Below are 26,588 nucleotides of genomic sequence, written 5' to 3' on the forward strand. Positions count from 1 at the left end.
AGGTTCTTTATGAGAAAAACATCTACGGAGATACTATTAATAACACTCCAATTGCGCAACGTGTTTACTGACCCTTGTTCCCGCCGTCCCAGCAACGATGTGTTCTAAATCCGTCAGAGCTCCGATCGCGGCGACTTTACCGGTCTTCTCAGCGAATTGACGGGCGGCATTGACCTTTGGCCCCATGGAACCTGCGGCAAAGGCGTATTCGGCTAAAGCTGCCGGATTCACCGATTTAATGCCTCTTTGTTCCGGTGTGCTCCAGTCCAAAAACACGGCTTCGGCGTCGGTCGCCATAATATATAAGTCCGCCCCCAACTCACGCGCCAGTAATTCGCTCGACAAGTCTTTATCAATCACTGCTTCGACGCCTAAAAGATAATTATCCGCGTCGTACATGGTCGGAATACCACCACCGCCGCTGGCGATCACTATGGTATTTTTTTCCAGTAACCAACGAATCGGACGTATTTCAAAAATACGTTTTGGCAGAGGCGAAGGCACCACTCGACGCCATTTCTGACCGTCAGGTTTAATGCTCCAGTTGTTCTCTTTGGCCAGTTTTTTGGCTTCTGCTTCCTCATATACAGGGCCAATGAACTTAGATGGATCCTTAAACGCAGGGTCTTTTGGATCCACTTCCACCATGGTCAACAAGGTGGCCAATGGTCGTTCAAATGGCACCAGGTTGCCCATCTCTTGCTCGATCATGTAACCAATCATGCCCTCTGTTTCTGCGCCGAGCACATCCAAAGGGTACAATTCATCGGGCTTATAAGCATTGCCTTGCAATGACAGCAAGCCGACTTGCGGACCATTACCATGAGTAATAATCAACTCATTATTCATGGCAATTTTTGCCAGTGCTTTCGCAGCAATTTTAATATTTTCTCGCTGCGCTTGAGCGGTTAAGGGCTGGCCTCGCCTAAGTAAGGCGTTGCCACCGAGAGCAACTAATATTCGCATTTAGTTATTCCTTCTACCAAGGTGAGTGAATGGGCCAGCGTCTATTTTGGCTAGCTTCCAAGTGTCGCCACCAACATGGCTTTGATGGTGTGCAACCGATTTTCTGCCTGATCAAATTGAATGCCCGCAACGGATTCAAACACCTCATCGGACACTTCCATTTCGCTGATACCAAACTTCTGATAAATCTCTTCGCCAACATGCGTGTCGCGATTATGGAACGCGGGCAAACAATGCATGAATTTGGTTGCGCTGTTGCCTGTTGCGTCCATCAAGGCTTGGTCGACGCGATAAGGCGTGAGTAACTTGATTCGCTCTTCCCAAACAGAATCTGGCTCGCCCATAGAAACCCACACATCGGTATGAATAAAGTCACAATCCTTAACCGCTTCTTTTGGGTCTTCCGTGATGGTCAATTTGCCGCCGTAGCGTTTTTCTAATTCCCGTGCTGGTTTTAAGAATTCGTCACTTGGCCATAAGGACTTAGGCGCCGCAATGCGCACATCCATTCCCATTAAACACCCAGCAATCATCAATGAATGCCCCATATTGGAATGAGCGTCTCCCACATAGGCGTAACGTATTTCACTCAATGGTTTGCCACAGTTCTCGCGCATGGTTAATAAATCAGCCAGCATTTGTGTCGGGTGAAATTCATCCGTTAAGCCGTTATAAACAGGCACGCCTGCGTATTGAGCCAGTTCTTCTACCACCTTCTGACCAAAACCACGGTATTCAATTGCATCGAACATTCGCCCCAATACACGAGCGGTGTCTTTCATCGATTCTTTCTTACCAATTTGAGAACCAGAAGGCCCTAGATAAGTCACTTGCGCGCCCTGGTCAAATGAAGCGACTTCGAACGCACACATAGTACGAGTTGAGGATTTTTCAAAAATCAGACAAATGTTTTTGCCCTTTAATCCCTGCTGTTCCATTCCGGTGTATTTCGCTCGCTTAAGGTCACGAGATAAATCCAATAAAAAGTTCACGTCGCGTTGCGTAAAATCCAATAACTTAAGAAAATTTCTATTACGTAAATTAAATGACATGGTTGCATTCCTTTATAAATTCAAACGTTTGCTCAATGTAGCGAGCACCGCAATACGATTAATAATCCACAGGATCGCGCCACACAGGACACGTCATACAATGACCGCCGCCACGACCTCGACCCAATTCAGCACCGCTGACGGTAATCACTTCCACGCCGGCTTTTCTCAACAAGGTATTGGTATAAGTATTACGGTCATAAGCGACAACCACGCCGGGTTCCAACGCCACCACGTTATTGCCGTCGTCCCATTGTTCGCGCTCTTTCTGATAACTGTCTCCGCCGGTTTGCACTACGTTGAGTTTTTTAATGTCTAAACATTCCGCCGCGATATCAAACAGGTGTTTCTTTTCTTTACGGAAATCGATTTTTTCAGCGTTATCACCTGGTCTCAGGCTGTAACATTGAATCTCATCACACACGTCGACAAAGGCCGTGACCACGTCGCGATCACAATGACTAAACACCGTGTCTAAATGCATCGCGGAACGGGATCGTGGCATTTGGCACGCCACGACGCGAGTCGCTGCGCCTTCATCAAACAGTCTTTGGGCAATCTGCCCTACGGCTTGTGGCGAGGTGCGCTCGCCCATTCCGATCAATACACTGCCATTGCCCCACGCCATCACATCACCGCCTTCCACGGTTGCTGGTCCGTGGTCTTTGTCTGGGTCGCCCCACCAAATTTTGAAATCGCCATTATTAAATGCAGGCGTAAAAGCCGGATGAAACCGATAAATTGCGGTAACTAATAAGGTTTCAGGTCGGCGCGCTGGCCAATACATCGGATTCACCGTGACGCCGTTGTAAATCCAACTGCTGTTATCGCGAGTGAATTGCGTATTCGGTAACGGAGGAATCACAAAACCGTCTTCGCCTAAATAATTGCCAAACATGCCATGAGGCTTAAAGGGCAATTCATGCGACGCAATACCGCCAATCAAATACATGGCTAACTGTTCGGCCGGCATACCATCAAGCCAGCTGCGTAATTCGTTTAGCATGCCAACGCCGACTTGGTTTTCGTTAATGCGACGATCAAGAATCCACGCCTTGGCTTTTTTATTGCGCACGGTTTCTTTTAATAGCTGACCAAACTCAAGCACTTGTACACCACGACTTTCCATTTTCATGCAGAAGTCCATGTGGTCTGTTCGTGCCTGCTGAACCCATAAAACATCGTCGTACAGTAGTTCTGCGGCGTTGGCCGGAGTCAGTCGTGAATGGGCAAGGCCCGGCTGACACACAATCACTTTACGTAACTTACCAATTTCAGAATGAACACCAAATTCGATCATTTTCTTGTCCTATAAAGTAGGTAAAAAACACATGGCTAGACAAAATTTCGACTCATAAAGGCCTAGCGAAAAAAGACGCCAATATCATGACTTAAGCGCTCAACGCGACCACACTCAGCCCGCCCATAATGATGACGCAAAGGATCAACAGCAGTGGCCAAACAAAACGCAACCAGCGTTCATACGGCACCTTGGCAATGGCTAATCCACCCATCACCACCGCAAACGTAGGATTAAACAAATTCACCAAACCATTGGCAGACTGAAACGCCGTTACCACCAACTCTCGGCCTACACCAGAAAAGTCCGCCAACGGCGCCATAATAGGCATGCTTAATACGGCCAAACCGGAGGAAGAAGGAACAAAGAACGACATAAGAATTTCAATGCCAAACATTGCATTGATAAAGACGACAGAGGACAAGCCACTCAGTGTGTCTTCACCCAAATGCAGAATGGTGTCTGTCATATGACCGGCGTCCATAATCACAACAATACCGCGCGCAATACCGATAATAATGGCCACGCCCAATAGGTCGCGTGCACCATCGATAAAGACTTCAGTAAAGGTCTTCTCTCCCATTCGAGTGACAAAACCAATCAAAATGGCCGATGCAATAAAGAGTGCGCCCATTTTCGCCATCCACCAGCCTTGGCTGGATACCCCCCAGATCATCACAGCAAACGTCAAAGCAAAAATAACCAGCACAATCTTCTGGGCAATCGTCAGTTTTTCGACACTTTCAGCGTCTGTTTTTTTACCAAATTGCGCTTCAATGTCCGCACGATGATCGGCAACAATAGACAGTTCAGGGTTCGCTCGGACCTTCGCCGCATAACGCATCACATAAATAACGCACGCCAACCAACCGCTAAACAAAATGAAAAAGCGCAAACCAATCCCTTGGGTAAACGGAATATCTGCAGCGTTGGCCGCAATAACCGTTGCAAAAGGATTAATGGTTGAACCGAGCGTACCGATTCCCGCACCTAATAGAATGATGCCGACCACCACCACCGCGTCGTAACCGACGGCAATCATAACGGGAATAAGCAAAGCATAAAAAGCCAGTGACTCCTCTGCCATGCCATAAGTCGTTCCGCCAACGGCAAAGAGTGCCATCAGAATCGGTATCATCCATTTTTCATGGCCTTTCAGTGTCACCATTTCACGGGATATGGCGGTATCAATCGCCCCGGTTTTTTTCACCACACCCAAAAAACCGCCAATAATGATGACAAACAAAGCGACATCTATCGCAGCAGCTTCATAACTATCAGGATCATAAAAGCCAGCGATGGGCGCGAGAAACACATCCACAACGCCTTGAGGGTTCGAATCAACTTGCTGATACGTGCCAGGGACTGGGATTTCCTTTCCTAATGCCTCGCTTTGAATACGGTCATATTGCCCAGCAGGAACCAGCCAAGTACCGGCGGCGACTAAAGCAATGAGCAAAAAAAGAATGGTGTACGCGGTTGGAAATTTAAAAGTCATAATGAACGCCCTTTCCAAATAGAGAGGTTTTTATTTTTGTTTTTAAAAAACATCTATTCATCGTTTATTTCCATAAGTGGTAGCGCCGAAACAGCTTCGTGACCATCGAAAACAAAGTGAAAGAATAAAATAAAAAACGCGTTAAATATTTTTGTTAAATATTTAATAGGGTTTCATCATGCATCATCAGGTTTTGGTTAACATTGCGCCAAATCAATCTTTCATGGGGAAGTAAGAGGATGAGAACGCATTTGAAATATTGATGGCACTGAGGTAAACGGTAAGAGGAAAAGAAAGGAGGATTTAGTCGAGAATTTCAAAACCTGACAAGACGTCAAACAATTCGGCATCGATGCCACTTTGGCGCAAACGGTGAAATGTACGGTTTAAGTCTTCTTGTAACTCATCGATGTTTTTTTCAGCCCGTTGCATGGCGGCTAATCGGCTGGCATTTTCGCTGGCCAATGATTCTGCACACGCTCTAAAAAGGCTCACAAAAAGGTATTCACGTACAAACGCACGCAATGTTTTATCTTGGTCAGGCATCACTTCAGCAAGGTTATTCGTCGGCCAATGAAAATCGGCAAGATTGTTTTGCCAAGCCGCATCCAAGGGCAACAACTGATGGCTCACTGGACGATAAACAGAACCTTGCTCAGGCCGATGATAAAACAGGTACACTTTATCCACGACACCTTGTTCCCGCTGTGCTTCTACCTCGGTCAACACTTTTCCCACCAGCTCTGAAATGGTATGGATCGAACCGGGCAGCGAGAAGCTTTTTCCAGTTTTAAGAGAGGTATCGAGTAAACGTGATTGGATTCGTTCGCCAACCGCCCAGACAATTTTTTCACCTGAGATACTGGCCAATGATGCCTCAAGAAACTCAACCATGACGTCATTGAATTGCCCAACTAACCCTTGATCTGACCCGAAAACAATGACCCCCACGGAAGGTGCCTTTGTTTGTGATCGATTTATCGCCACAGGTGGCAAATCCAACGCTGGCGCCTTCGCTTGCTTACCACTGGCCGACAAACAGGCCACCAATCCTAACTGGACAGTTTGATAATAATCGTCCAGCGAATGCACGGCTTTTTCGTATTGCCCAATACTCGAGGACGCAATGGTTTTCATACTGCGAACGACCGATTGAAGGTCTTGAGCACTCGAGATTTTATGACGTAAGCTGGCAATGCTGTCTCTCATGAATGCTCACTCGACTCAGACTCTTTCCCCTTAACCGTGGTAAAAAAACCATGTAGCGCGCCACGAGCAAGCGTAAGAATGACACTCTTATCTTCATCACTTAATTTCTTTGCGCTGTTCAACCGCTCAATCAGATCATCTGAAAGGTTGACCGCCGCCTTGCGAACCACTTGCTCCGCCTCGGGCATGTTTTCTAAAGAAACGTCATCAAACAAGTCCGCCGTCAACGCCACCAATACAATGATTTGCTCCGCCATTGATACAGGGGCGAATTCAGGCTGCATTAAGCACGCTCGAATGCGTCGACCATGCTCAATCGATTTAAGTGTTGTGTCGTCTAACCTTGCTCCAAAACGCGCAAAGGTTTCTAGTTCTTCAAACTGAGCATAGGCCAATTTCAAGTCCACCGTTACGCCTCGATAGGCCGCACGCTGTGCTTTACCACCCACACGAGAAACGGATTTACCCACATCGACAGCGGGCAAAACGCCCAACTCAAACAACGCTGGTGAAAGGTAAATTTGGCCATCGGTGATGGAAATCAGGTTGGTCGGAATGTACGCGGAGATGTCTTGCGCCTCGGTTTCAATAATCGGCAGTGCCGTCAAAGAACCGCCACCCAGCGCGGCACTCAGATGAGTTGCTCGTTCTAAAAGCCGCGAGTGAATATAAAAAATATCGCCAGGAAAGGCTTCTCGACCCGGTGGTCGACGCAGCAATAACGACAATTCACGATACGCGCGAGCATGGTGCGTCAGGTCATCATAGACGATTAAAACATCTCGACCTTTCTCCATGAAAAACTCAGCGATACTGGTGGCCGCATACGGCGCAACGTACGCTAATCCCGGCGGATCATTCCCTTCCGTTACCACCACAATGGTGTATTCCAATGCGCCTTGTTCTTGCAATGTTGCCACCACTTTGGCGACACCAGAAGCACGCTGACCAATGGCACAATAAACACAAATAACGTCTTTGCCACGTTGGTTTAATATCGTATCAAGAGCAATGGCTGTCTTGCCCGTTTGTCGATCACCCAGTATCAATTCTCGCTGCCCTAAACCAACTGGAATCAAAGCATCAATGACTTTTATACCCGTTTGCAAAGGCACACTAACGGCAGAACGATCCATGATAGCAGGCGATGGACGTTCCACTGGGCGACGCTCGGTGGTAACAATGGCGCCTTTTCCGTCCAACGGCTCACCAATTGGGTTGATAATTCGCCCCATCAGGCTGTCTCCCACTGGGACATCCACTACGTGACCGAGGCGTTCAACCTCGTCTCCTGCTTGAAGATGCCAATAATCACCCAGTAGCACAACGCCGATTTCATTTTCGTCTACATTAAAGGCAATGCCATAAATGTCACCGGGAAACTTCAACAACTCTTCATAGCCAACACCCGGCAAGCCAGATACTTTGGCAATACCCGTAGCAATACTGGTAATAATGCCCACTTCTCGTGGCTTCAATTCCGCTTCAAAGGATTCTCGCGCTTGCGAAAGACCTGAGAACATTTCATCAAACATGGATTTCATGGCCACCCTGCCCTTCGCCGTCAATGGCTTGATCCTTGTCGCGGCTTTCATCATGAAGCTGCATCACTTGGTTGACATGTTTTGTCAGTATCGCCAGATAATCGGCAATACTCCATGCGATTTTTTGACCGCCGACATTCACTTCTATGCCGCTTATTACATTGGGATCACTCGCAAAATCTATGTCTGCAGATGCCCCTAACATGTCTTGTAACGCGGCTTTTATCAGCGAACGTTCCGCTTCTGGAAAATCAAACGCGGTATGAACTATTAAAGGCTGACTTGCGCTTTCAAAGGTCGATGTTAAGCTGACTTTGTCTTCGTCTTTTAGGGCCGCTAATCGTGCGATAAAAACACGTGCCATGCTCGACTCCAAACTGGTTTCAGCAAGATCTTTCAGCGCCTTACGAACGATCAAAAACACTTCCTCTTGCGTTTTCTGAGTCAGCGAATCCTGCAAAGTAAGTTGCTCACTTTTAAGCGCCAAGGACAGCTTGCTTCGCAACGCATCGGATTCTTGTCGAACAAGATCAAGCAAGCGTATTTTTTCTGCTTTCGCTTCTGCCGTGACATTTGCCATGCTGGTTGCTCGGTGCGCAATGAAGTCTGCATTTTTTTGCTGAAATGCCTCACGCTGCTTTTCTGCCTCGGCTCTTTTTTCATACGCGTCCGCCAGTTCATCCGCAATGCGTTTTTCACGAGCATCGATTGCATCCAAAATAGGATGATACAAAAAACGCTTCAGCAACCAAACGAGAACCAGAAAGTTGATGAGTTGTGCTATGACGGTAAACCAATCAATCAACATAATTTATTGGCCTGTCGCTTGGGCAATACCGTAATTCCAAAAAGGGTTAGCAAACAGCAAAATCATCGACACCACAAAACAGTAAATCGCGGTGGACTCAATCATCGCCAAGCCCACAAACAAGGTTCGTGTAATTGTCGCAGATGCATCGGGTTGCTGAGCCAAAGAAGACAAGGCGACCGCCACGGCTTTACCTTCACCCAACGATGGGCCAATAACGCCAATGGCAATGGTCAGTCCCGCTGTAATAATCGATACCACTGCAATAATTGTCATGCTGTCCATAGTTACTCCATAAATGTTCATATAGTTAAATGTTCATATAGTTAAATCGTGATTAGGATTAATTGACCGAAGCGGCCGATGTTTTTTGCGTACTCGTGGCCGCTGCGATGTACACGGTTGCCAAAACGAAAAAGATATAGGCTTGCACTATGCCGGTGAGCAACCCCAGCAAGGTCATCACAATAGGAAATAAAAACGGTGTAATGGTGAGCAATATGGCGATGATCATGGCGCCACTCATCATGTTGCCAAACAAACGCACAGCGAGGGCCAAGGTACGAGATATCTCACTGATAATATTAAACGGCAACATAATAATGGTCGGCTTCGTGTAGGTAGAAAGGTAACGCGCCAGCCCTTGATCTTGAATACCAAACATCGGCACAGCCACCAACACACATAACGCCAACACCGCTGTCGTAGAAAGCGACCCCGTTGGCGGTTCAAAGCCGGGGATGATCGTACCGAGCGCAGAAAGCGCGATAAACAAAAACAGCGAACCTAAAAAGCCGAGGTACTTGTGAGGTTGATTCAGTCCCACTTCTTCGATTTGTTGATTAATAGTGATCACCACCACTTCCAACAAATTCTGCCAGCGGGAGCGCTGCAAATGGGTCGACAATTTTCGAGTAATCAAGATTGAACTCAACACCAGAACCAACATCACCAACCAGGTAAATACGATGGTAGCATTGAGTTTGATAAAGCCCATTTGCCAATAAATAAGTTGATCGGGACTAAGGTTCATTCCTGCTCCTCTGTTTGAATCGGGCTGTCTTTTCCAACCAGCGCAGGCAGGATTAACACCGTATCTTCTTTTGATTTAATGTAACGCGTCACAAACACTCGCATCACCATAAACCCAAACAGCCCCAGTAATAATTGACGCCAATCGTTGCTTAAAAAAACATAAAAACCGGCGACGACTACCCCCATTCTAAGCAACAGACTGAGTAAAAATAAGGGGGCCACATTTCGACGAGAATCCAACTGACGTACCGTCCACCAAAGCCCAGTAAAATAAAAAGCCCCCAGCAACACACCAATAAATGCAGCAAACGCCCCACTCGCCCACACGTTGTCACCAAAGTTAATTAACATCGCTTTCATCCTCATCTTGGTGAATGTCTTTGTCTTCTTTTTCGACCCAATGCCACGCGTTAAAACAACCAAGGCAAAGACCAACAACCAGCAGCGCCAATGTCCACGAACGGCCACCCGGATATTCATCATCCAACCAAATGCCCAGTGCGGCGCCGAGCAACGTGGGGATTGCTACGGACCAACCAACCAATCCCATCATACCCAAACCCGACCACACGGTTTTTGTCACATGACGTTGCGCTTTGAGTTTTCGTTGCGCCATATCACCGACGTGTTGGCTGTAGTTCTGTTGACTGTCGCTCGCAGACGGTTTTTGTGTCGACTTTTTGTCCGTGCTTGGCTCATCTTTCATAACAAGGTTGTGTCCTGTTTAAACGCCGCCAAACGCTGCACAAAACCGCCTTCCATCTTGGTTAATACCGAGCGCAATTTTTGTTCTTGTTCGTTAAGCTGCATAAATTCTTCTTCGACCGCCACACGTAATTCATCCAATCCCATGCCGCTCATGGCATTACGCACAGACACTCGAACATCCAACCCTGTTTTCACTAAAACACCTTCATCGACGGCCAGATACACTTCGTCTTTGCCTTCGGTTTCAAATACCAGAATTCCCGCAGACAACGACGCAACGCAGTCCAAGCGATGAGGCAAAATACCAAACGCACCTTGATGCGTCATCGCCACAATGCGTACGACGTTTTGCGCCTCAGCAAACACTTTATAAGGCAACAAAACCTTCAATGTCATCTGCGCATCTGACATGTCTATTTTTCCTCGGCACTGGGCTGTTTGTGCTTCGCATGTGCTTCGTCGATGGCACCAATCATATACAGTGCGTTTTCTGGGTAATCTTCAAATTCATCTTTCAAGATGCGCTCACAACCGTCTAATGCATCCTCAAGGCTGACTAACTTGCCTGATAAACCAGTAAACTGCTCGGTCGTGAAAAAAGGCTGTGTTAAAAAGCGCTCTAGTCGTCGCGCACGCCCAACCACCTTGTGATCTTCTTGTGACAATTGCTCCATGCCCAACATGGCGATGATGTCTTTGAGTTCGCCGTATTGTGCCAACGTACGACGAATATCTTGCGCCAGATCATAGTGGCGTCGACCAATAATGCTCGGCGTCGCCATTTTAGAACTGGACTGCAATGGATCGATGGCCGGATAAAGCCCTTCACTGGCGCGTTTTCGAGACAGCACAATAGAAGCAGAAAGGTGAGAAAAGGTGTGTACCGCCGCCGGGTCAGTAAAATCATCGGCGGGCACATACACGGCTTGAATCGAGGTAATCGCACCACTACCAGTATTGGCAATGCGTTCTTCTAATTGAGACAGTTCGGTCCCCATGGTGGGTTGATAGCCAAGTCGAGCTGGCATCTGCCCCATTAAACCGGACACTTCCATGCCAGCCTGAATAAACCGAAAAATATTATCGACCAATAACAGCACATCACGGTGTTCGTCATCGCGAAAATATTCCGCCATGGTCAACGCCGCATGGCCAATTCGAAAACGTGCGCCGGGTGGTTCATTCATTTGGCCGAACATCATGACCATGTTATCCAGCACGCCCGCGTCTCTCATTTCTCGATACAGCTCTTCGCCTTCACGACAACGCTCGCCAATACCACAAAAGATACTCACGCCCGCATGCTGGCCAACCATGTTATGGATCATTTCTGTCAGCAACACGGTTTTCCCCACACCCGCACCGCCAAATAAACCCGCTTTTCCACCTCTTTCCAGCGGCATGAGCACATCAATGACCTTGATGCCGGTTTCAAACACTTGAGTCTTGGTGGAACGTCTTTCGAGGGCAGGAGGTTCATTGTGAACGGAGCGCCATTGAACGTCTTTCGGCGCGGATTTCTGATCAATCGCGTTGCCAAACACATCAAACATACGCGATAAAATGTCTTTTCCAACAGGGATTTGTAATGGTTTACCAGTGTCTTTCACTGGCATGCCGCGGGCGAGACCTTGGGTTGGCGTGAGCGCAATACCGCGAATTCGATGGGCGTCTAATTGGGAAAAAACTTCAATGGAAATCTGATTATTGGCGCCTGTTTGTAATAAAGATCGTATTGGCGGCAACTGATGATCAAAGCGAACATCTACAACACTTCCACGTATTGAAACGACGGTACCTATATTTAGTACCGTGTTGTCTGATGTCATGTCTTTTGCTTCGTCTACACTAACCTGCAAGTCTGTCATGACTTATCCCTTTATTTACATCTCATCAGCAATGCCGAATACCTAACATTCCCTCGCTGTATTCAACCACTGGTACGCGGTATTTTTTCCTATGCTTACCACACTACCCTAATGACGAGAGTACAAACAATGACCTACATCAGATATATAAGAATAATTATCACTTACTCATTAAATCGTAACGCCTCTAATTTTCGATACAAAGAGCGAAGGCTTATTCCCGCCATTTCCGCCACTTTTTCCTTGTCATTACCATGAAATGCCATCAAGTCTGATAAATAACGGCTTTCCACTGTTTTTAAATCCACCCAAGTTTCATCGTCTGCCCCCCTGACATCTGTCCTCGAATCCAAATGAAGCGCTGACCCGCTGTCACTCTGTTGGCTGAGTTCATTGTCGATATTCAAACACTCCTGAATAGTGCTTCGCTCAATCAAATTAGTGTCTGTCAAAATAACCGCGCGATTGAGGATGTTGCTCAGCTCTCGAATGTTACCGGGGAAATCGTATCGTTTTAGTGTCTGTAAGGCGGAATCGGTCAGATGATATTCTTTTCGTTTGCTAATGCGTTTCAGCAAGGTGGCGATCATTAGGGGCAAGTCGTCTTGTCGCTCTCGTAAGGAAGGCACATAAATAGGAAAAACATTAATTCGATAATACAGATCCTGACGAAATTCGCCTGTTTTGACCATTTGAGCCAAGTTTTTGTGTGTTGCACAAATCAAACGGAAATCACTGTGCTTGATGGCAGATGAACCCACGGGGCGAAAAGACCCAGTTTCAATCAAGCGCAGCAGTTTTACTTGCATGGAAAGCGGCACGTCGCCGATTTCATCCAGAAACAAGGTGCCACCATTGGCCAACTCGACCAAACCGGTGCGATTATTATGCGCTCCGGTAAAAGACCCCTTCACATGGCCAAACAATTCGCTTTCTATCAATGAATCGGTCAGGCCCGAACACTCTAATGTTACTAAGGAATGGTTTGCTCGCTGGCTTCCCTGATGAACCGCTGTCGCCACGAGCTCTTTACCGCTGCCAGATTCTCCCAGCAAAAGTACAGACGCATCGCTTCGGCTCACCCGAGTGACTTTTTCCAACATCTGATTGAAGCGTTTGCTTGCGCCCACCAACTTGTTACTCATGTTTTCAGCACTGGCAACGGAAATACTACGCAGCAGTTCGACAAAGAAAAGCAACTGACCTTGATCATCGTGTATCGGCAACATTTCTACATCGACGTGCTCTTTCCCACGCGGTGTTTGATGTATATGAAGCACACGTTCTTTATGGCCACTTTGGAGGACGGAAGACAAAGGGCAGTCTTCCCCCGCTTCATCACACGGCACAGTGTAACCATGAGACACTTCGTAACAGCGGGATTGATTCGCCACAGGAACTTCGCCGAACTCATTCCGATAATGCTGATTGATCGCTAAAATTTGATAATCAACAGACACCAAAATCGCAGGGCAATCATAACCCTCTAACATACTCGCTAACCCGCTGTGTGACACCGAGTCCGACACAATCATATCCATAGACATCCCCACAAATATTGTCATTTTTGACAAAACATAAAGCCAAATATGGCAATCATCACTATATTAGTCAAAGTTAATTTAATGAAAAAAACGCCATAAACACTATAAATTCATAAAATTCAAAGAGTTAAAATAAATAAAATAGATTGGCACGTATTCTGCTCTATCAAAGTAATGAAACCATTTAACGGTTATCCATTATTTAAAAGCGATAACGAGGGGAAACATAATGACGAATACAATTGCAAAACCCACTGTAGCGGCTTTTTTTGATAAAGATTCCAATACATTTTCTTACGTGGTTAAAGATCCAGACTCTTCGAGCTGCGCCATCATTGATAGCGTATTGGACTTTGACTACGCCTCAGGCAGCACCTCTCACACCAGTGCAGACGAAATTATTGACTACGTCAAATCGCACCAATTGAATGTAGAGTGGCTGATTGAAACCCACGTTCACGCCGATCACATTTCCGCCGCGCCTTATTTGCAAGAAAAGCTGGGCGGCCAAATCGGCATAGGCAAACACATCACCACCGTACAAGACACCTTTGCAACCGTCTTCCATGAAGGAGACAACTTTAAGCATGACGGCTCTCAGTTTGATCATTTATTCAGTGATGGCGAAGCATACAAAGTGGGTTCACTGCAATGCACAGCCATGCATACACCCGGCCATACGCCTGCGTGCTTCACACACACATTAGGTGACGCGGTATTTGTTGGCGACACGCTATTCATGCCAGATGCCGGCACCGCTCGCGCGGATTTCCCCGGCGGCAACGCTGGAACACTGTTCGATTCGATTCAAAAAATCTTAGCACTGCCCGATGATCATCGTATTTTCATGTGTCATGACTATTGCCCAAATGGCCGTGCGTTAGAGTTTCAAACGACAGTAAAAGCACAACGCGAAGGCAACATTCACGTTAAGAGCGACATGACTAAATCGGTCTTTGTCGAGTTACGTGAAACGCGCGACAAAACACTGGGGATGCCACGACTTATTTTGCCTTCGCTGCAGATCAATATGCGAGCAGGACACATGCCAGAAGCGGAAGAGAACGGCTTGGCGTACTTAAAAATCCCATTGAATGCTTTCAAATAACTCAACCGAAGTCATGACATAAAGCGAACAATAAAAATAGAGAGAACAACATGTTACGCAAACACATAACAGATCATTATTCGGTGTCTGAGCAAATCAACTTGGACGACGTAGAAACCTTATCGCAGTCAGGTGTCACGCTTATTGTGTGTAATCGACCTGACAATGAAGAAGAAGGCCAACTGCCTTTTGCGGAAATTGAAGCCGCCGCCAAAGCAAAAAACATGAACGCGGTGCACATTCCGTTCGTGGGTGGACAACTGCAGCCAGCGGATGTGGACGCCTTCAAAAGCGCCATCAAGGGCAATGATAAAATTCATGCTTACTGCCGAACAGGTAACCGCTCTAGCGTCATCTGGGACGCGGCCAATGAAGTATCAGCAGAAACGCCATCAGACATGGCGTTTGATGTGGTCATTGTTGGCGCGGGCACAGCGGGTATTTCCACTGCCGCCAGCTTATTGAAACGCAAACCCAACATGAAGATTTGCCTCATAGACCCAGCGACCAATCATTTCTACCAACCGGGTTGGACGCTCGTCGGCGGCGGCGTTTTTAAAGCAGAAAGCACTCGAAGAAACATGTCAGATGTGATCCCAAAAAACACTGAATGGATCAAAAACTCGGTCAAAACATTTCATCCCAATGACAACAAAGTCACGCTAGAAAACGGCAAACAAATCGCCTATCAATATTTGGTGGTTGCCGCGGGAATTAAACTCAACTGGGACGCCATAGAAGGATTGTCGGAGACCTTAGGGCGCAATGGCGTCACGTCGAATTATCGTTACGATTTGGCCCCTTATACTTGGGAATTAGCACAAAATTTAAAAGGCGGCAAAGCGATTTTCACTCAACCCCCCATGCCAATTAAATGCGCTGGCGCACCACAAAAAGCCATGTATTTATCCTGTGACCACTGGTTCAAACACGACAAATTATACGAAATCAATGTCTCTTTTTACAATGCTGGCGGCGTTTTATTTGGCGTACCCAACTATGTTCCCGCGCTTGAAAGCTACATTGAAAAATATCAGATCGAAACACGCTTCAGCCATAACCTTGTCAAAGTAGATGGCCCAAACAAACGCGCCTATTTCGCCACGAAAGATGAAAACGAACAGCCCATCATCGTCGAAACTACGTTCGATATGTTGCACGTTTGCCCACCGCAAAGTGCACCAGATTTTATTCGGAACAGCCCGCTGGTCGATGAAGCCGGCTGGGTCGATGTCGACAACGAAACATTGCAGCACAAGTCATTTGGTAATATTTGGTCACTTGGCGACGTGTCCAATACCCCGAACGCCAAAACCATGGCCGCCGCACGCAAACAGGCCCCCGTTGTCGCTCAAAACATTGTCGATGCATTCGAAGGCCGAAGCATTAGGGCGATGTACGATGGCTATGGTTCATGCCCTCTGACCGTTGAAAAAGGAAAAATTGTCTTAGCCGAATTTGGCTACGGCGGCACGTTAATGCCCACTTTCCCAAATTGGCTCAATGACGGTACGAAAGCCACACGATTGGCTTGGATATTAAAAGAAGATCTGCTGCCTCCTTTCTATTGGCACGGCATGCTAAAAGGCTATGAATGGTTTGTAAAACCTAAAATGCGCAAATAACGAGAGTCTAAACATGATGCTTGAACGCTTATTCCCCGCACTGACTTGGCTGAAAAGCTATAACCGTGTGCAATTTGGCCAAGACGCCACCGCCGCCTTTATTGTCACTATGCTGCTGATCCCTCAGTCTTTGGCGTATGCCATGTTGGCTGGTGTTCCGCCAGAAGTCGGATTGTATTCAAGCATTTTGCCTTTGGTGCTGTACGCTCTATTTGGGACAAGTACGTCTTTGTCCGTTGGCCCCGTTGCGGTCGCATCATTAATGACTGCGACGTCGCTGGCGGCCATTGCGGAACAAGGCACCGCGAGTTACTTAACTGGTGCGGTGACATTGGCATTACTTTCTGGCGCCATGCTGGTCATTATGGGAGCCATGAAGCTTGGTATGATCACCAATCTTTTGTCGCATTCGGTGATTTCCGGCTTTATTTCTGCCTCCGGTATTATTATTGCCCTTAGCCAACTCAAACATATTTTTGGCATTCAGGCTCACGGCGATAATGTGATTACGCAATTTGTCAGTATGTTTGACAGCATGAGTGATTTCAAACCCGTCACCTTCTTAGTGGGACTCTCTGTCTTGGCTTTTTTACTGCTTGCCAGACGCTATGCCAAGGCGTTCTTTCTCAGCTTAAAACTACCCGATGCCACCGCGTCGTCTTTGGCGAAAACCGCCCCAATTATTGGTGTGCTCTCCAGTTTAGCAATCGTTTACGCTTTTGACCTACAGGCGCATGGTGTCGCCATTACCGGCACTGTTCCAGCTGGCTTACCGCATTTCGGTTTGTCGCTACCGTCGTTTGAACTGGTGAAAAGCTTGGCACTGCCAGCGCTGATGATTTCTATTATTGGCTATGTGGAGTCCATTTCTGTGGGTAAAACCTTAGGCGCCAAACGCCGAGAAAAAGTCAAACCCAATCAAGAACTCATCGGTTTAGGCGCGGCCAACATTGCTTCTGGTGTGTCTGGTGGTTTTCCTGTGACAGGCGGATTCTCCCGTTCTGTTGTTAACTTTGATGCTGGCGCAGTGACTCAACTTGCCGGTGTAATGACCGCCATTGGCATTATGATCGCCTCCCTCGTTTTAACACCGGTTCTGTTCTTTCTCCCTAAAGCGACACTAGCGGCGACCATTATTGTGGCGGTAACCACCTTGATCGACTTCTCTATTCTGAAAAAAACGTGGGTATTTTCCCGTGGGGATTTTTACGCCGTCTTAGCGACGATTATCGTAACGTTATTGTTGGGCGTGGAAGTTGGCGTGGCGTCTGGCGTGGGACTTTCTATCTTGCTGCATTTATCGCGCACTTCACGTCCGCACGTCGCAGAAGTTGGCTTGATTGAAGGCACTGAGCATTTTCGCAATGTAAAACGCTACGACGTAAAAACATCGCCGCATTTATTGTGTTTACGCCCAGACGAAAGTTTGTTCTTTGTGAATGCGGCGTTTCTTGAAGACTGCATACTGGACAACATCAATCGTCGTCGAGAAATCACCAATGTGGTCATCCAATGCAGCGCGGTGAATGAAATTGATTTTAGCGCCTTAGAAATGCTCGAATCGCTAAATAGCCAGTTAATTGCGCTCGGCATCAGACTGTCACTGTCTGAGGTAAAAGGCCCAGTCATGGACCACTTAGAATGCAGTGGTTTTCTGCAACACCTAAGTGGCCGCGTGTATTTATCCCAGTATCAAGCGTTTACAGAGATAGTGAAAAATATCGAAGATTAGCCCCACACGACCTTGCCATCGATCCACGTTTTGGTCACGCGGTAATCGTCATTCAGTGCGACCAAACTGGCTCGATAGTGTGCTTTGATACGCCCAAATTCGTCGTCAATGCTTAGAAATTCGGCCGGCCTTAACGATGCCATTTGAAAGGCTTCCGCTGGTGTTCGTCCAATCAGAAAAATCGTGTTGCGAACGGCGGTGGCCATGTCCAAATCGGATCCCGCCAAGGTGCCATCTTCGGTGGTCACCTTGCCTTCGCTGCGCCGTACTTTTTTCCCTAAAAATGCCATCTCGTTTTCACTCGAGCCAACACTTTGAATCGCGTCAGTCACCAACATCATGTGTTCACAGCCTTTTGCGGCAATGGCGATGCGCATGGAAGCAGGATGAACATGATGGCCATCGGCAATCAGACCACACCATGTCGGTGTCTTGGTTTGCAATGCGGCCCCAACCACACCAGGTTCACGGCTCGCTAACGGTGTCATGGCGTTATACAAGTGAGTAAAACCACGCGCGCCACTGTCGACGGCCTTCATCGCTTCGTCATAGGTGGCTGCTGAATGACCAATGCAAACAATGGCTTTTTCCGCCACCAGCCATTCGATAAAACCTTCTCTAACCTGTTCTGGGGCTAACGTCACCATCAGTTTTCCGCGCCGACTCATATCCAACAAGGTCGCTAAAATGCCTTCATTGGGCTGACGAAGTTGGAATTCATTATGCACGCCTTTGCGCACAGGGTTGAGATATGGCCCTTCATAATGCAAGCCTAAAATGCCGCCCATATTTTGCTTGAGTGCATCACAAACCGCATGATGCGCCTGAGACATAATCTCGTAATCATCAGAAATGAGGGTTGGCATCATCGCTACCGTGCCAAATTGGGCGTGAATCTGAACGATGTTTTTCAATGCCGATAACGTCGGCGTGTGGTTAAACAAGGTGCCGCCACCGCCATTAACATGCACATCAATAAAACCGGGCGCAAGAATGTCGACGACATCCTTCTCGGTATCTTCAGGTATTTCTGCATCAAGAACAGAAACAATTCGATCGCCATCAAAGGTAACTTCTTGATTACTCAACCAATGCTCGCCATCAAATAGGCGTTTTGCAAATATCGTTGTCATATCGCCATTCTTCCTATTTGTTGTTTGGCCATTAAAATCGCGCCTGCCATCGCGTCGCCTTTTGGCTCACATAAATACCGACAAAAACGTTCCGGTAAATAAGGCCGAATAACCTCTGACACACCGCCAACCAACACAATTTTTTCTGCGCCTTTGGCGATTAAACAATCCAAATATTGACTGACCCAGTGCACCTGCTCAGCGACAATTTTCAGCGCAACAGGGTCTTTTTGTTGTGCAAATTCAAACACCTGAATGGCAAAAGCGCCGAATTCTTTAGGTAAGGGTTGGCGGTTTTGAAACAACACATACTGTTCGGGCGACAAAGAAAACTCAGCATTAATGCTGTCTGTCATGGGTGACGCGGGGGAAATACCATCCAGCGCGGCTAAAGAATATTCCAACGCAGACAAGCCAATACGAGCACCGCTGCCCTGATCTGACAAGGGGAACCCCCAACCACCAACAATATGAAATTGCTCTTGCTGATAGAAAACGCCACAACTGCCTGTTCCTAAAATAAGCAAGGCGCCATCCTGACCATCAAACGCCCCCAAACAGGCAGAATGCGCGTCCGTTAATAAATAACGCCGACCAAATAACGATGATTGGGACATGACCAAATCTTGCTCAAGCGGTTGATTCGCCCCAGCAAGCCCAAGCCCGAGTGTGATTTTGGCGTAGTCTTTTGCATCAATATTGCCTTGATGACACGCCTCTAAACACGCATTCATGATGTTTTGCCACGCGGCGTCGATACCAATTCGTGGGTTTCCAGATCCGGCAACCGCTTCTCCAAGTGTGTTTCCCTCGCCGTCAACCAGTCGAGCGCGACAAAAGGTTCCGCCACCGTCAACGCCAATAAACAGCCCTGTCATATTAACTTTCCTTCTTGCAACTGAAGACGTTTTTCTTCGCACCACACATAGTACTCATGTAAAGCCAATAAACTGGCTGCCTCTTCATCCAATATTACAATGGCTTTTTCATGTTGCTGTAAAACAGACGCTGGACACATGGACGTTAGTGGCCCTTCTATCATGTCTTTTACCGCTTGCGCTTTGCCCTTTCCTGTGGCCATTAGCACGATTGATTTGCTCGACAAAATAGTACCAATGCCCATCGTAATGGCCAAATGCGGTTGAAACTCGCCTTCCGCAAAAAAGCGTTTGTTGGCTTCCACGGTGGATTTTGACAAGGTCTTAATTCGTGTTCGAGAAGCAAAACTCGACGTAGGCTCATTAAAGCCAATATGTCCATTCACACCAATGCCCAAAATTTGTAGGTCGACACCGCCCGTCCAAAGGATTTCTGACTCATAACACTCTGCATTACGCGCCAGTACATCTGGGTCCAAACTGTCGGCCAAAGGCACATAGGTATTACTAAGGTCTATGTCGACAAGGTCAAATAAATGCCGATTCATAAAGGTTCGATAACTCTGTGGGTGACTTTCAGCAATGCCGATATACTCATCCAAATTAAAGGTTTTTGTATTTTGAAAAGAAAACTCACCCGCTCGATGTCGACTGACCAATTCATTATAAAGCGCAATCGGTGTTGACCCCGTTGCCAGTCCCAGCACTGGATTGGTATTTTTTGTCACCACCTCTACCACACGATTCGCCGCGTACAAAGCCACGTCTTTAGGCGTCGGAAGTATAATAACCTGCATAAATATTGACCCTTTGAAGCGTTACCATAAAAACAAAATAATAATACCAATATAGAACCTTTAAACCAATCAGGTCAAAATATTTTCCTTAAATTTCACTTAACCGTTTGCCTGAGTGCATAATTGGTGCTAATTTCTAAAAATAAACAATACCTAAAAAATACCAATTTTAGTTATTGAATAATAAAAACCAAGTCACATCACAAATACACAAACGGAGAACAACCATGTTGAATGCACATTCTATCTTGTCCGTATCAAAGTATGCCCTCGCGACTGCCGTTGTTTTAGGCAGTGCAAGCATGACCCATGCGGCAGGAACGCTAAATATAGAAAGTTGGCGCAGTGACGACGCAAATATCTGGTCTGACGTCATCATCCCCGCTTTCAATAAAAGTCACCCCGACACAAAAGTAAATTTCACCCCCACTCCACCAACGCAATATAACTCTGCATTACAAGCCAAACTGCAAGCTGGCACTGCGGGAGATTTAATTACTTGCCGCCCTTTTGATACTTCATTAACCCTGTATTCCAATGGTTACCTAGACAAGCTCAATGACCTAAAAGGTCTCAGTGAGTTTTCGAGCGTAGCAAAAAGCGCTTGGGTAACCGACGACGGTAAAAATCAATTCTGCTTACCGATGGCATCTGTTATTCACGGCTTCATTTACAACAAAGAAATCTTTAAAGAGCTGAATCTTTCGGTGCCGAAAACCCAAGGTGAATTCTTTAAAGTGCTCGACACCATCAAATCTGAAAGCCGCTACACGCCATTGGTTATGGGCACCGCCGACCAATGGGAAAGCGCAACCATGGGCTTTCAAAACATTGGACCAAATTATTGGAAAGGCGAAGCGGGTCGTAAAGCATTACTTGAAGGCAAAGCCAAACTGACCGACAAGCCGTATGTCGATACTTGGAAAGAGCTGGCGAAATGGAAGCCGTATCTTGGCCGTGGTTTTGAAGCACAAAAATACTCCGATTCCCAAAACCTCTTCACACTAGGTCGTGGAGCGATATATCCAGCGGGTTCGTGGGACATTCAAACCTTCAACAACCAAGCCGACTTTGAATTTGGGGCTTTCCCACCACTGGTCGCAAAATCTGGTGACACTTGTTATATCAGCGATCACACGGACATTGGGATTGGCATCAATGCCAGCTCAAAAAACAAAGCCGCCGCACGTGAATTACTCAACTGGATGGCGAGCCAAGAGTTTGCAGAATTATTCGCGAATGCTGTACCGGGCTTCTTCCCTTTGTCTAATCACAAAATTTCGATCAAAGACCCTGTCGCTCAAGAATTCATTAGCTGGCGTGACGATTGCGAATCGACGATTCGTAATTCCTACCAGATCCTTTCTCGCGGTACGCCTAATTTAGAAAATCAACTTTGGAATGTCAGCGCACAAGTAATCAACGGCACCATGACACCCAAAGCGGCTGCCGAAGAAACTCAAAAAGGCTTAGAGCAATGGTACGCACCGCAACAATAAAATGAGTAATACGAGGGAGGACGCACGTCCTCCCTACTTTGATGATTCAAGACGTGACTACTATTGATACCGTACGATTATTCGAGACAGCGTTATGATCCAACCCAAACACCAAGATGAAAAAAAGCCTTTTCCTTGGCACCTTATTGTTTTTCTGACGCCAGCACTGCTGATTTACGGCACGTTTAGCGTTTATCCTTTGCTCGACACGCTATTTTTAAGCTTGTTTGGTACTCAACAAGGACAAAGCACCTTTGTTGGGTTGCAGAACTTCATCACCCTAGTCACAGACGACAATTGGTCTCAGGCTTTTTGGAATGCCTTGATTAACAATTTTAAGTTTTTCGCCATTCATATGCTGATCCAGAACCCTATTGGGCTCTTGCTTGCCGTCTTATTGAGCTCACCAAAACTGCGCTTGTCTGGCACGTATCGCACCTTAATTTTCATGCCTACCATGTTATCTGTGGTGATCATTGGCTTTGTTTGGCAACTACTTCTCAGCCCTATTTGGGGTATTTCGGAAAACTTCCTCTATAGCATTGGCCTTGGCCATTACTTTGATGCGTGGTTAGGCAAGGAAGGCAGCGCCTTAATTACTCTCAGCTTTATTTCAGTTTGGCAGTTTGTGGGCATCCCAATGATGTTGATTTACGCCACTTTACTGAACATACCTGACGACATTGTCGACGCAGGCGTGGTGGATGGCGCCAACCCTTTACAGACTTTTTGGTACATTAAATTACCATTGATCTTACCAACCATTGCCATGGTATCGATATTGACCTTTGTGGCGAACTTCAATGCATTCGAATTGATCTACGCGGTAAAAGGCGCCTTGGCAGGGCCAAACTTTTCAACGGATTTAATGGGAACCTTCTTCTACCGAACCTTCTTTGGATTCCAGCTACAACAAGGCAGTGCCAGCATGGGCGCCGCGGTTGCCACACTGATGTTTTTGATTATTTTAGTGGGCGTTATGTTGTTCCTTTTCTTTATTCAACGTCGCATTCAGCGATTCCAATTTTAAGGAGGCATGATGACGTTTCTAAAGGGCTTTTTACCCTCATCGCCACGCCATGTTTCAAAAAGTGTCACAGTGCATGCGATTTTATTGGCTTATACCGTGATTGCGCTGTTTCCCATAATCATCGTGATCATCAATGCATTTAAAACTCGAAAAGCCATTTTCAAAGACCCTTTGGGCTTACCTGACAGCGACTCTTTTACCCTAGCGGGTTTCCAAGAAGTGTTGCTACGCTCTGACTTTGGCTTGTATTCATGGAACAGTTTAGTGGTCACGCTGATTGCCGTTGGGTTGGTTTTATTACTGGGCGCCATGGCAGCTTGGGCATTAACCGAATACAAGTTTCGCGGCAATTTCATTATCACCTTCTTATTCGCCATGGGCATCATGATTCCAATTCGACTCGGTACTGTGAGCATTCTTAGCTTGATGGTCGAGCTCAACCTCGCCAACACACTCACCGCTTTGGTTTTAGTGTATATCGCGCAAGGTTTGCCACTCGCTGTGTACATATTGTCGGAATTTGTTCGCACTATTCCGAAAGAGCTGACGGAAGCCGCGCGATGCGATGCGGTAAGCGAATACAAAATTTTCTTCTGCATCATCTTGCCACTTCTAAAACCCGCCATGGCCACTGTGGCGGTGTTTACCATGATTCCTATTTGGAATGATTTATGGTTTCCGCTGATTCTGGCACCGGGAGAAGACACTCGCACCATTACCTTAGGCGTTCAGCAATTTGTTGGCCAATACGTGACGAACTGGAACTCAGTACTGTCTGCGCTCACTTTAGCCATTGTGCCAGTACTGATTCTCTACACGATCTTCTCAAGACAATTGATCCGCGGCTTAACCAGCGGAGCGGTCAAATAAATTTAACTTTTGTATTTCGACCCTTGGGGACTGAATAATGGCAAGTGTAAAACTCAATAACATTAAAAAACGTTTTGGCGATGTGGATGTATTGCATGGTATTGATCTCGACATCAAAGACGGTGAATTCGTTGTGCTGATCGGTGAATCTGGCTGCGGTAAATCCACCTTATTACGTTTACTTTCTGGCTTGGAAGACATAACAGAAGGCGACTTATACATCGATGAAGAACGCGTCAATGGCCGCTCGCCAGCGAAGCGCGGCATCGCCATGGTGTTTCAATCCTACGCGTTATACCCGCACATGAACGTGTTTAAAAACATGGCATTCGGGTTGAAAATTGCCGGTAAAGACAAAGCCTTTGTGAAAAACAAAGTCATTGAGGCCGCAAAAAAATTAAAAATAGACCATTTGCTTGAGCGTTTGCCTCGAGAATTATCGGGTGGTCAACGTCAACGCGTGGCCATTGGTCGTGCGATTGTGCGTGACCCAAAAGTTTTCTTATTTGATGAGCCCTTGTCGAATCTTGATGCATCGCTTCGTGTACAAACGCGCGTCGAACTTGGCAAGCTGCACCAAGAGCTCAAAGCCACGGTAATTTATGTCACCCACGACCAAGTTGAAGCCATGACATTGGGCGATAAAATCGTCGTCATGAACAAGGGTCGAGTTGAACAAGTCGGTTCGCCTTTGCATTTGTATCATCACCCTAAAACGCAATTTGTCGCCGGCTTTATTGGCTCACCTAAAATGAACTTTCTCTCCGCCAAAATCACAGAAGTAGGCACGGAGAATACACAAATTGTGTTAGAATCCGGCCGCGTAATTTCTGTCGCCGTAGACACTTCAGGATTCGAAAAAGGCGCAACCGTTCAACTGGGATTGCGCCCTGAGCACATATCGTTACGCTGTGACACCAATACCGTAGAAGGCAAAATCACGTTAATTGAACACCTTGGCGAGCAATCTTATTTGTATGTCGACATTCCGCAGGAAGGTGAATTAGTGCTTAAAGTCGATGGTGATAACCAATATCACGCCGGCGACAACGTGACCTTCGGCATAAAACCAAACCGCCTGTATTTGTTTGCTAAAGATGGTGACGCCTTACCGAGGATTACAGCCAGCTCATAAACAGCAAAGCGCCCTGCGGGGAGAAGATTAAGACGACATGGGGAACATCCCCTTAGGATAAAAAATGAGTCAGAATCGGGTTAATACACTTTTTGGTGCGCCTGATACCTTGCGAGAAAAAGGCATCCCACTTTACATACAAGTAAAGAAATCCATTCTATCGGCCATTGCGGAAGGCCGTGTTACAGGCGGAGACACCTTACCGCCAGAACGCGATCTTGCAACCTATTTGGATGTCTCTCGAGTCACGGTTCGACGTGCCATTGATGAACTTATTAAAGACGAAGTGCTAACCCAACGCCAAGGCGCTGGAACCTTTGTGAGCGAGCGTGTTGAGCAACCATTGAACCATTTGCGTAGCTTTACCGAAGTCATGGAAGCGCGCGGCAAGACCATCACCTCCAAGTGGTTAGACCGTTCGCTGGGCATGCCTCATGAAGAAGAATGCAAAGCACTAAAACTCGCACCAGACCAAGAAGTGGTGCGTTTTTACCGTTTGCGTTTTGCTGATGGCAAACCCATGGCATTAGAGTTAGCGACTATTCCAAGTTGCTATATTATCAATCCCTTCGCGATGGAAGGCTCTCTTTACGATTTATTGGAGCAACAAGGTTGTCGCCCTGTTCGCGCCTTACAGCGGCTTCGCGCCGTGAGCATTGACGAACAACGAGCCAATTTATTAGACATTCCGCAACTCAGCGCCGCATTATACATAGAACGAACCGGAATTAATCACGAAGGCACACACGTTGAATTTACACGTTCGTGGTTTCCTGGAGATTCCTATGACTTTGTTGCGGAGATCCGCGATACACTTTAATAGTACTTACACAAAAACCATTAAATTCGAAAAAAACAGCCAAGAAAACAAACCCTTCTTAGCCTTAAATCAGACAATACTTAATATGAATAAAAGCCGCGAAAAACAGTAAAAACACAAAAATTAGCCAAAATCAGATACAAAAAAGCCGAACACTGGGTTCGGCTTTCGTAACTTACGCTCTCTAATTCAGGAAAGTAGTAAGTGTAACTTTTATGTTTTAAAAAGAGTGGTAGGACTAAGCAGATTCGAACTGCTGACCTCTACCATGTCAAGGTTACTCTGAATATTCTCTTACATGGCGTTCAACGACTTTATATAACGTATTCAATACCTTAGTAAACTCACATCCTTTGAATCAAAGCAATATAAGGCAATAAAACTCTATATCAGGGGATTTTGGCCCATTTTGATCCCATCTTGGCCCAT

General features: G+C 46.6%; 25 protein-coding genes. 8 read left to right on the forward strand and 17 right to left on the reverse strand.

The window, feature by feature from the left end; all coding sequences use genetic code 11:
* Positions 1–36 precede the first annotated feature (36 nt).
* From arcC to D104_RS33115, 14 genes are all read right to left on the reverse strand, one after another.
* Positions 37–966: a carbamate kinase gene (arcC, locus tag D104_RS33050; protein WP_024024955.1), complete on the reverse strand. Its 930-nt coding sequence runs from the start codon at positions 964–966 to the stop codon at positions 37–39.
* A gap of 50 nt (positions 967–1,016) precedes the next feature.
* On the reverse strand, positions 1,017–2,018 hold the full coding sequence (gene argF, locus D104_RS33055) for an ornithine carbamoyltransferase (protein ID WP_024024956.1): 1,002 nt from the start codon (positions 2,016–2,018) through the stop codon (positions 1,017–1,019).
* Between the two features lie 58 nt (positions 2,019–2,076).
* Positions 2,077–3,318, reverse strand: coding sequence for an arginine deiminase (locus tag D104_RS33060; RefSeq protein WP_024024957.1), 1,242 nt, complete (start codon positions 3,316–3,318; stop codon positions 2,077–2,079).
* Positions 3,319–3,409: 91 nt separating this feature from the next.
* Positions 3,410–4,816 carry a YfcC family protein gene (locus tag D104_RS33065; protein WP_024024958.1) on the reverse strand — a complete coding sequence of 469 codons (1,407 nt, stop codon included), beginning with the start codon at positions 4,814–4,816 and terminating at the stop codon, positions 3,410–3,412.
* A gap of 303 nt (positions 4,817–5,119) precedes the next feature.
* Positions 5,120–6,025 (reverse strand): F0F1 ATP synthase subunit gamma, encoded by a 906-nt coding sequence (locus D104_RS33070; protein WP_024024959.1) that lies wholly within the window; start codon positions 6,023–6,025, stop codon positions 5,120–5,122.
* Positions 6,022–7,569, reverse strand: a complete 1,548-nt coding sequence (locus tag D104_RS33075; RefSeq protein WP_024024960.1) for an alternate F1F0 ATPase, F1 subunit alpha — start codon at positions 7,567–7,569, stop codon at positions 6,022–6,024. The genes D104_RS33070 and D104_RS33075 overlap by 4 nt, the downstream gene beginning before the upstream one ends.
* Positions 7,553–8,377, reverse strand: a complete 825-nt coding sequence (locus D104_RS33080) for a F0F1 ATP synthase subunit delta (protein ID WP_024024961.1) — start codon at positions 8,375–8,377, stop codon at positions 7,553–7,555. Before D104_RS33080 ends, D104_RS33075 begins: the two co-directional genes overlap by 17 nt.
* 3 nt (positions 8,378–8,380) lie before the next feature.
* Positions 8,381–8,662 carry a F0F1 ATP synthase subunit C gene (locus tag D104_RS33085; protein WP_024024962.1) on the reverse strand — a complete coding sequence of 94 codons (282 nt, stop codon included), beginning with the start codon at positions 8,660–8,662 and terminating at the stop codon, positions 8,381–8,383.
* 58 nt (positions 8,663–8,720) lie between these two features.
* A complete protein-coding gene (locus D104_RS33090; protein WP_024024963.1) occupies positions 8,721–9,410 on the reverse strand; it encodes a F0F1 ATP synthase subunit A in 690 nt (229 codons plus the stop codon).
* Positions 9,407–9,763 (reverse strand): ATP synthase subunit I, encoded by a 357-nt coding sequence (locus D104_RS33095; RefSeq protein ID WP_024024964.1) that lies wholly within the window; start codon positions 9,761–9,763, stop codon positions 9,407–9,409. The genes D104_RS33090 and D104_RS33095 overlap by 4 nt, the downstream gene beginning before the upstream one ends.
* Positions 9,753–10,118: an AtpZ/AtpI family protein gene (locus tag D104_RS33100; protein WP_024024965.1), complete on the reverse strand. Its 366-nt coding sequence runs from the start codon at positions 10,116–10,118 to the stop codon at positions 9,753–9,755. The genes D104_RS33095 and D104_RS33100 overlap by 11 nt, the downstream gene beginning before the upstream one ends.
* On the reverse strand, positions 10,115–10,531 hold the full coding sequence (locus D104_RS33105; RefSeq protein WP_024024966.1) for a F0F1 ATP synthase subunit epsilon: 417 nt from the start codon (positions 10,529–10,531) through the stop codon (positions 10,115–10,117). Before D104_RS33105 ends, D104_RS33100 begins: the two co-directional genes overlap by 4 nt.
* Before the next feature lie 2 nt (positions 10,532–10,533).
* Entirely contained in the window at positions 10,534–11,949 is a 1,416-nt protein-coding gene (gene atpD / locus D104_RS33110) for a F0F1 ATP synthase subunit beta (protein ID WP_031215194.1), read from the reverse strand.
* Positions 11,950–12,152: 203 nt separating this feature from the next.
* A complete protein-coding gene (locus D104_RS33115; protein WP_024024968.1) occupies positions 12,153–13,529 on the reverse strand; it encodes a sigma-54 interaction domain-containing protein in 1,377 nt (458 codons plus the stop codon).
* Positions 13,530–13,761: 232 nt separating this feature from the next.
* Here D104_RS33115 and D104_RS33120 point away from each other — a divergent pair, with 232 nt between their 5' ends.
* From D104_RS33120 to D104_RS33130, 3 genes are read left to right on the forward strand one after another with little or no spacing between them, the layout of a single operon-like run.
* On the forward strand, positions 13,762–14,640 hold the full coding sequence (locus D104_RS33120) for an MBL fold metallo-hydrolase (protein WP_024024969.1): 879 nt from the start codon (positions 13,762–13,764) through the stop codon (positions 14,638–14,640).
* A gap of 50 nt (positions 14,641–14,690) precedes the next feature.
* Positions 14,691–16,265, forward strand: coding sequence for a bifunctional protein tyrosine phosphatase family protein/NAD(P)/FAD-dependent oxidoreductase (locus D104_RS33125; RefSeq protein WP_024024970.1), 1,575 nt, complete (start codon positions 14,691–14,693; stop codon positions 16,263–16,265).
* 13 nt (positions 16,266–16,278) lie between these two features.
* On the forward strand, positions 16,279–17,997 hold the full coding sequence (locus D104_RS33130) for a SulP family inorganic anion transporter (protein WP_024024971.1): 1,719 nt from the start codon (positions 16,279–16,281) through the stop codon (positions 17,995–17,997).
* Here D104_RS33130 and nagA read toward each other — a convergent pair.
* The 3 genes from nagA to nagB are packed head-to-tail and all read right to left on the reverse strand — an operon-like array spanning position 17,994 to position 20,805.
* Complete coding sequence (nagA, locus tag D104_RS33135) at positions 17,994–19,130, reverse strand: N-acetylglucosamine-6-phosphate deacetylase (RefSeq protein ID WP_024024972.1); 1,137 nt, start codon at positions 19,128–19,130, stop codon at positions 17,994–17,996. The genes D104_RS33130 and nagA overlap by 4 nt on opposite strands.
* A complete protein-coding gene (locus D104_RS33140) occupies positions 19,127–20,008 on the reverse strand; it encodes a BadF/BadG/BcrA/BcrD ATPase family protein (protein WP_024024973.1) in 882 nt (293 codons plus the stop codon). Before D104_RS33140 ends, nagA begins: the two co-directional genes overlap by 4 nt.
* Positions 20,005–20,805, reverse strand: a complete 801-nt coding sequence (gene nagB / locus D104_RS33145; protein WP_024024974.1) for a glucosamine-6-phosphate deaminase — start codon at positions 20,803–20,805, stop codon at positions 20,005–20,007. The genes D104_RS33140 and nagB overlap by 4 nt, the downstream gene beginning before the upstream one ends.
* A gap of 302 nt (positions 20,806–21,107) precedes the next feature.
* Here nagB and D104_RS33150 point away from each other — a divergent pair, with 302 nt between their 5' ends.
* The 5 genes from D104_RS33150 to D104_RS33170 all read left to right on the forward strand — a co-directional run bounded on the left by D104_RS33150 (position 21,108) and on the right by D104_RS33170 (position 26,159).
* The gene (locus tag D104_RS33150) at positions 21,108–22,304 is read left to right on the forward strand and encodes an ABC transporter substrate-binding protein (RefSeq protein ID WP_031215199.1); all 1,197 of its coding nucleotides are present in this window, start codon (positions 21,108–21,110) and stop codon (positions 22,302–22,304) included.
* Positions 22,305–22,398: 94 nt separating this feature from the next.
* Entirely contained in the window at positions 22,399–23,334 is a 936-nt protein-coding gene (locus D104_RS33155; protein WP_024024976.1) for a carbohydrate ABC transporter permease, read from the forward strand.
* Positions 23,335–23,343: 9 nt separating this feature from the next.
* Positions 23,344–24,204: a carbohydrate ABC transporter permease gene (locus D104_RS33160; protein ID WP_024024977.1), complete on the forward strand. Its 861-nt coding sequence runs from the start codon at positions 23,344–23,346 to the stop codon at positions 24,202–24,204.
* A 37-nt stretch (positions 24,205–24,241) separates the two neighbouring features.
* The gene (locus D104_RS33165; protein ID WP_024024978.1) at positions 24,242–25,339 is read left to right on the forward strand and encodes an ABC transporter ATP-binding protein; all 1,098 of its coding nucleotides are present in this window, start codon (positions 24,242–24,244) and stop codon (positions 25,337–25,339) included.
* 64 nt (positions 25,340–25,403) lie between these two features.
* Positions 25,404–26,159, forward strand: a complete 756-nt coding sequence (locus D104_RS33170; protein ID WP_024024979.1) for a GntR family transcriptional regulator — start codon at positions 25,404–25,406, stop codon at positions 26,157–26,159.
* The last annotated feature ends 429 nt before the right edge of the window (positions 26,160–26,588 follow it).

Origin of the sequence: Marinomonas profundimaris (assembly GCF_000508165.1) — a bacterium.
In the GTDB taxonomy this organism is placed as follows: Bacteria; Pseudomonadota; Gammaproteobacteria; order Pseudomonadales; family Marinomonadaceae; genus Marinomonas; species Marinomonas profundimaris.

Excerpts from the sequence above, each read along its gene's own strand:
- arcC (WP_024024955.1), bottom strand. The coding sequence starts at position 966 with ATGCGAATATTAGTTGCTCTCGGTGGCAACGCCTTACTTAGGCGAGGC.
- argF (WP_024024956.1), bottom strand. The coding sequence starts at position 2,018 with ATGTCATTTAATTTACGTAATAGAAATTTTCTTAAGTTATTGGATTTT.
- D104_RS33060 (WP_024024957.1), bottom strand. The coding sequence starts at position 3,318 with ATGATCGAATTTGGTGTTCATTCTGAAATTGGTAAGTTACGTAAAGTG.
- D104_RS33065 (WP_024024958.1), bottom strand. The coding sequence starts at position 4,816 with ATGACTTTTAAATTTCCAACCGCGTACACCATTCTTTTTTTGCTCATT.
- D104_RS33070 (WP_024024959.1), bottom strand. The coding sequence starts at position 6,025 with ATGAGAGACAGCATTGCCAGCTTACGTCATAAAATCTCGAGTGCTCAA.
- D104_RS33075 (WP_024024960.1), bottom strand. The coding sequence starts at position 7,569 with ATGAAATCCATGTTTGATGAAATGTTCTCAGGTCTTTCGCAAGCGCGA.
- D104_RS33080 (WP_024024961.1), bottom strand. The coding sequence starts at position 8,377 with ATGTTGATTGATTGGTTTACCGTCATAGCACAACTCATCAACTTTCTG.
- D104_RS33085 (WP_024024962.1), bottom strand. The coding sequence starts at position 8,662 with ATGGACAGCATGACAATTATTGCAGTGGTATCGATTATTACAGCGGGA.
- D104_RS33090 (WP_024024963.1), bottom strand. The coding sequence starts at position 9,410 with ATGAACCTTAGTCCCGATCAACTTATTTATTGGCAAATGGGCTTTATC.
- D104_RS33095 (WP_024024964.1), bottom strand. The coding sequence starts at position 9,763 with ATGTTAATTAACTTTGGTGACAACGTGTGGGCGAGTGGGGCGTTTGCT.
- D104_RS33100 (WP_024024965.1), bottom strand. The coding sequence starts at position 10,118 with ATGAAAGATGAGCCAAGCACGGACAAAAAGTCGACACAAAAACCGTCT.
- D104_RS33105 (WP_024024966.1), bottom strand. The coding sequence starts at position 10,531 with ATGTCAGATGCGCAGATGACATTGAAGGTTTTGTTGCCTTATAAAGTG.
- atpD (WP_031215194.1), bottom strand. The coding sequence starts at position 11,949 with ATGACATCAGACAACACGGTACTAAATATAGGTACCGTCGTTTCAATA.
- D104_RS33115 (WP_024024968.1), bottom strand. The coding sequence starts at position 13,529 with ATGGATATGATTGTGTCGGACTCGGTGTCACACAGCGGGTTAGCGAGT.
- D104_RS33120 (WP_024024969.1), top strand. The coding sequence starts at position 13,762 with ATGACGAATACAATTGCAAAACCCACTGTAGCGGCTTTTTTTGATAAA.
- D104_RS33125 (WP_024024970.1), top strand. The coding sequence starts at position 14,691 with ATGTTACGCAAACACATAACAGATCATTATTCGGTGTCTGAGCAAATC.
- D104_RS33130 (WP_024024971.1), top strand. The coding sequence starts at position 16,279 with ATGATGCTTGAACGCTTATTCCCCGCACTGACTTGGCTGAAAAGCTAT.
- nagA (WP_024024972.1), bottom strand. The coding sequence starts at position 19,130 with ATGACAACGATATTTGCAAAACGCCTATTTGATGGCGAGCATTGGTTG.
- D104_RS33140 (WP_024024973.1), bottom strand. The coding sequence starts at position 20,008 with ATGACAGGGCTGTTTATTGGCGTTGACGGTGGCGGAACCTTTTGTCGC.
- nagB (WP_024024974.1), bottom strand. The coding sequence starts at position 20,805 with ATGCAGGTTATTATACTTCCGACGCCTAAAGACGTGGCTTTGTACGCG.
- D104_RS33150 (WP_031215199.1), top strand. The coding sequence starts at position 21,108 with ATGACCCATGCGGCAGGAACGCTAAATATAGAAAGTTGGCGCAGTGAC.
- D104_RS33155 (WP_024024976.1), top strand. The coding sequence starts at position 22,399 with ATGATCCAACCCAAACACCAAGATGAAAAAAAGCCTTTTCCTTGGCAC.
- D104_RS33160 (WP_024024977.1), top strand. The coding sequence starts at position 23,344 with ATGACGTTTCTAAAGGGCTTTTTACCCTCATCGCCACGCCATGTTTCA.
- D104_RS33165 (WP_024024978.1), top strand. The coding sequence starts at position 24,242 with ATGGCAAGTGTAAAACTCAATAACATTAAAAAACGTTTTGGCGATGTG.
- D104_RS33170 (WP_024024979.1), top strand. The coding sequence starts at position 25,404 with ATGAGTCAGAATCGGGTTAATACACTTTTTGGTGCGCCTGATACCTTG.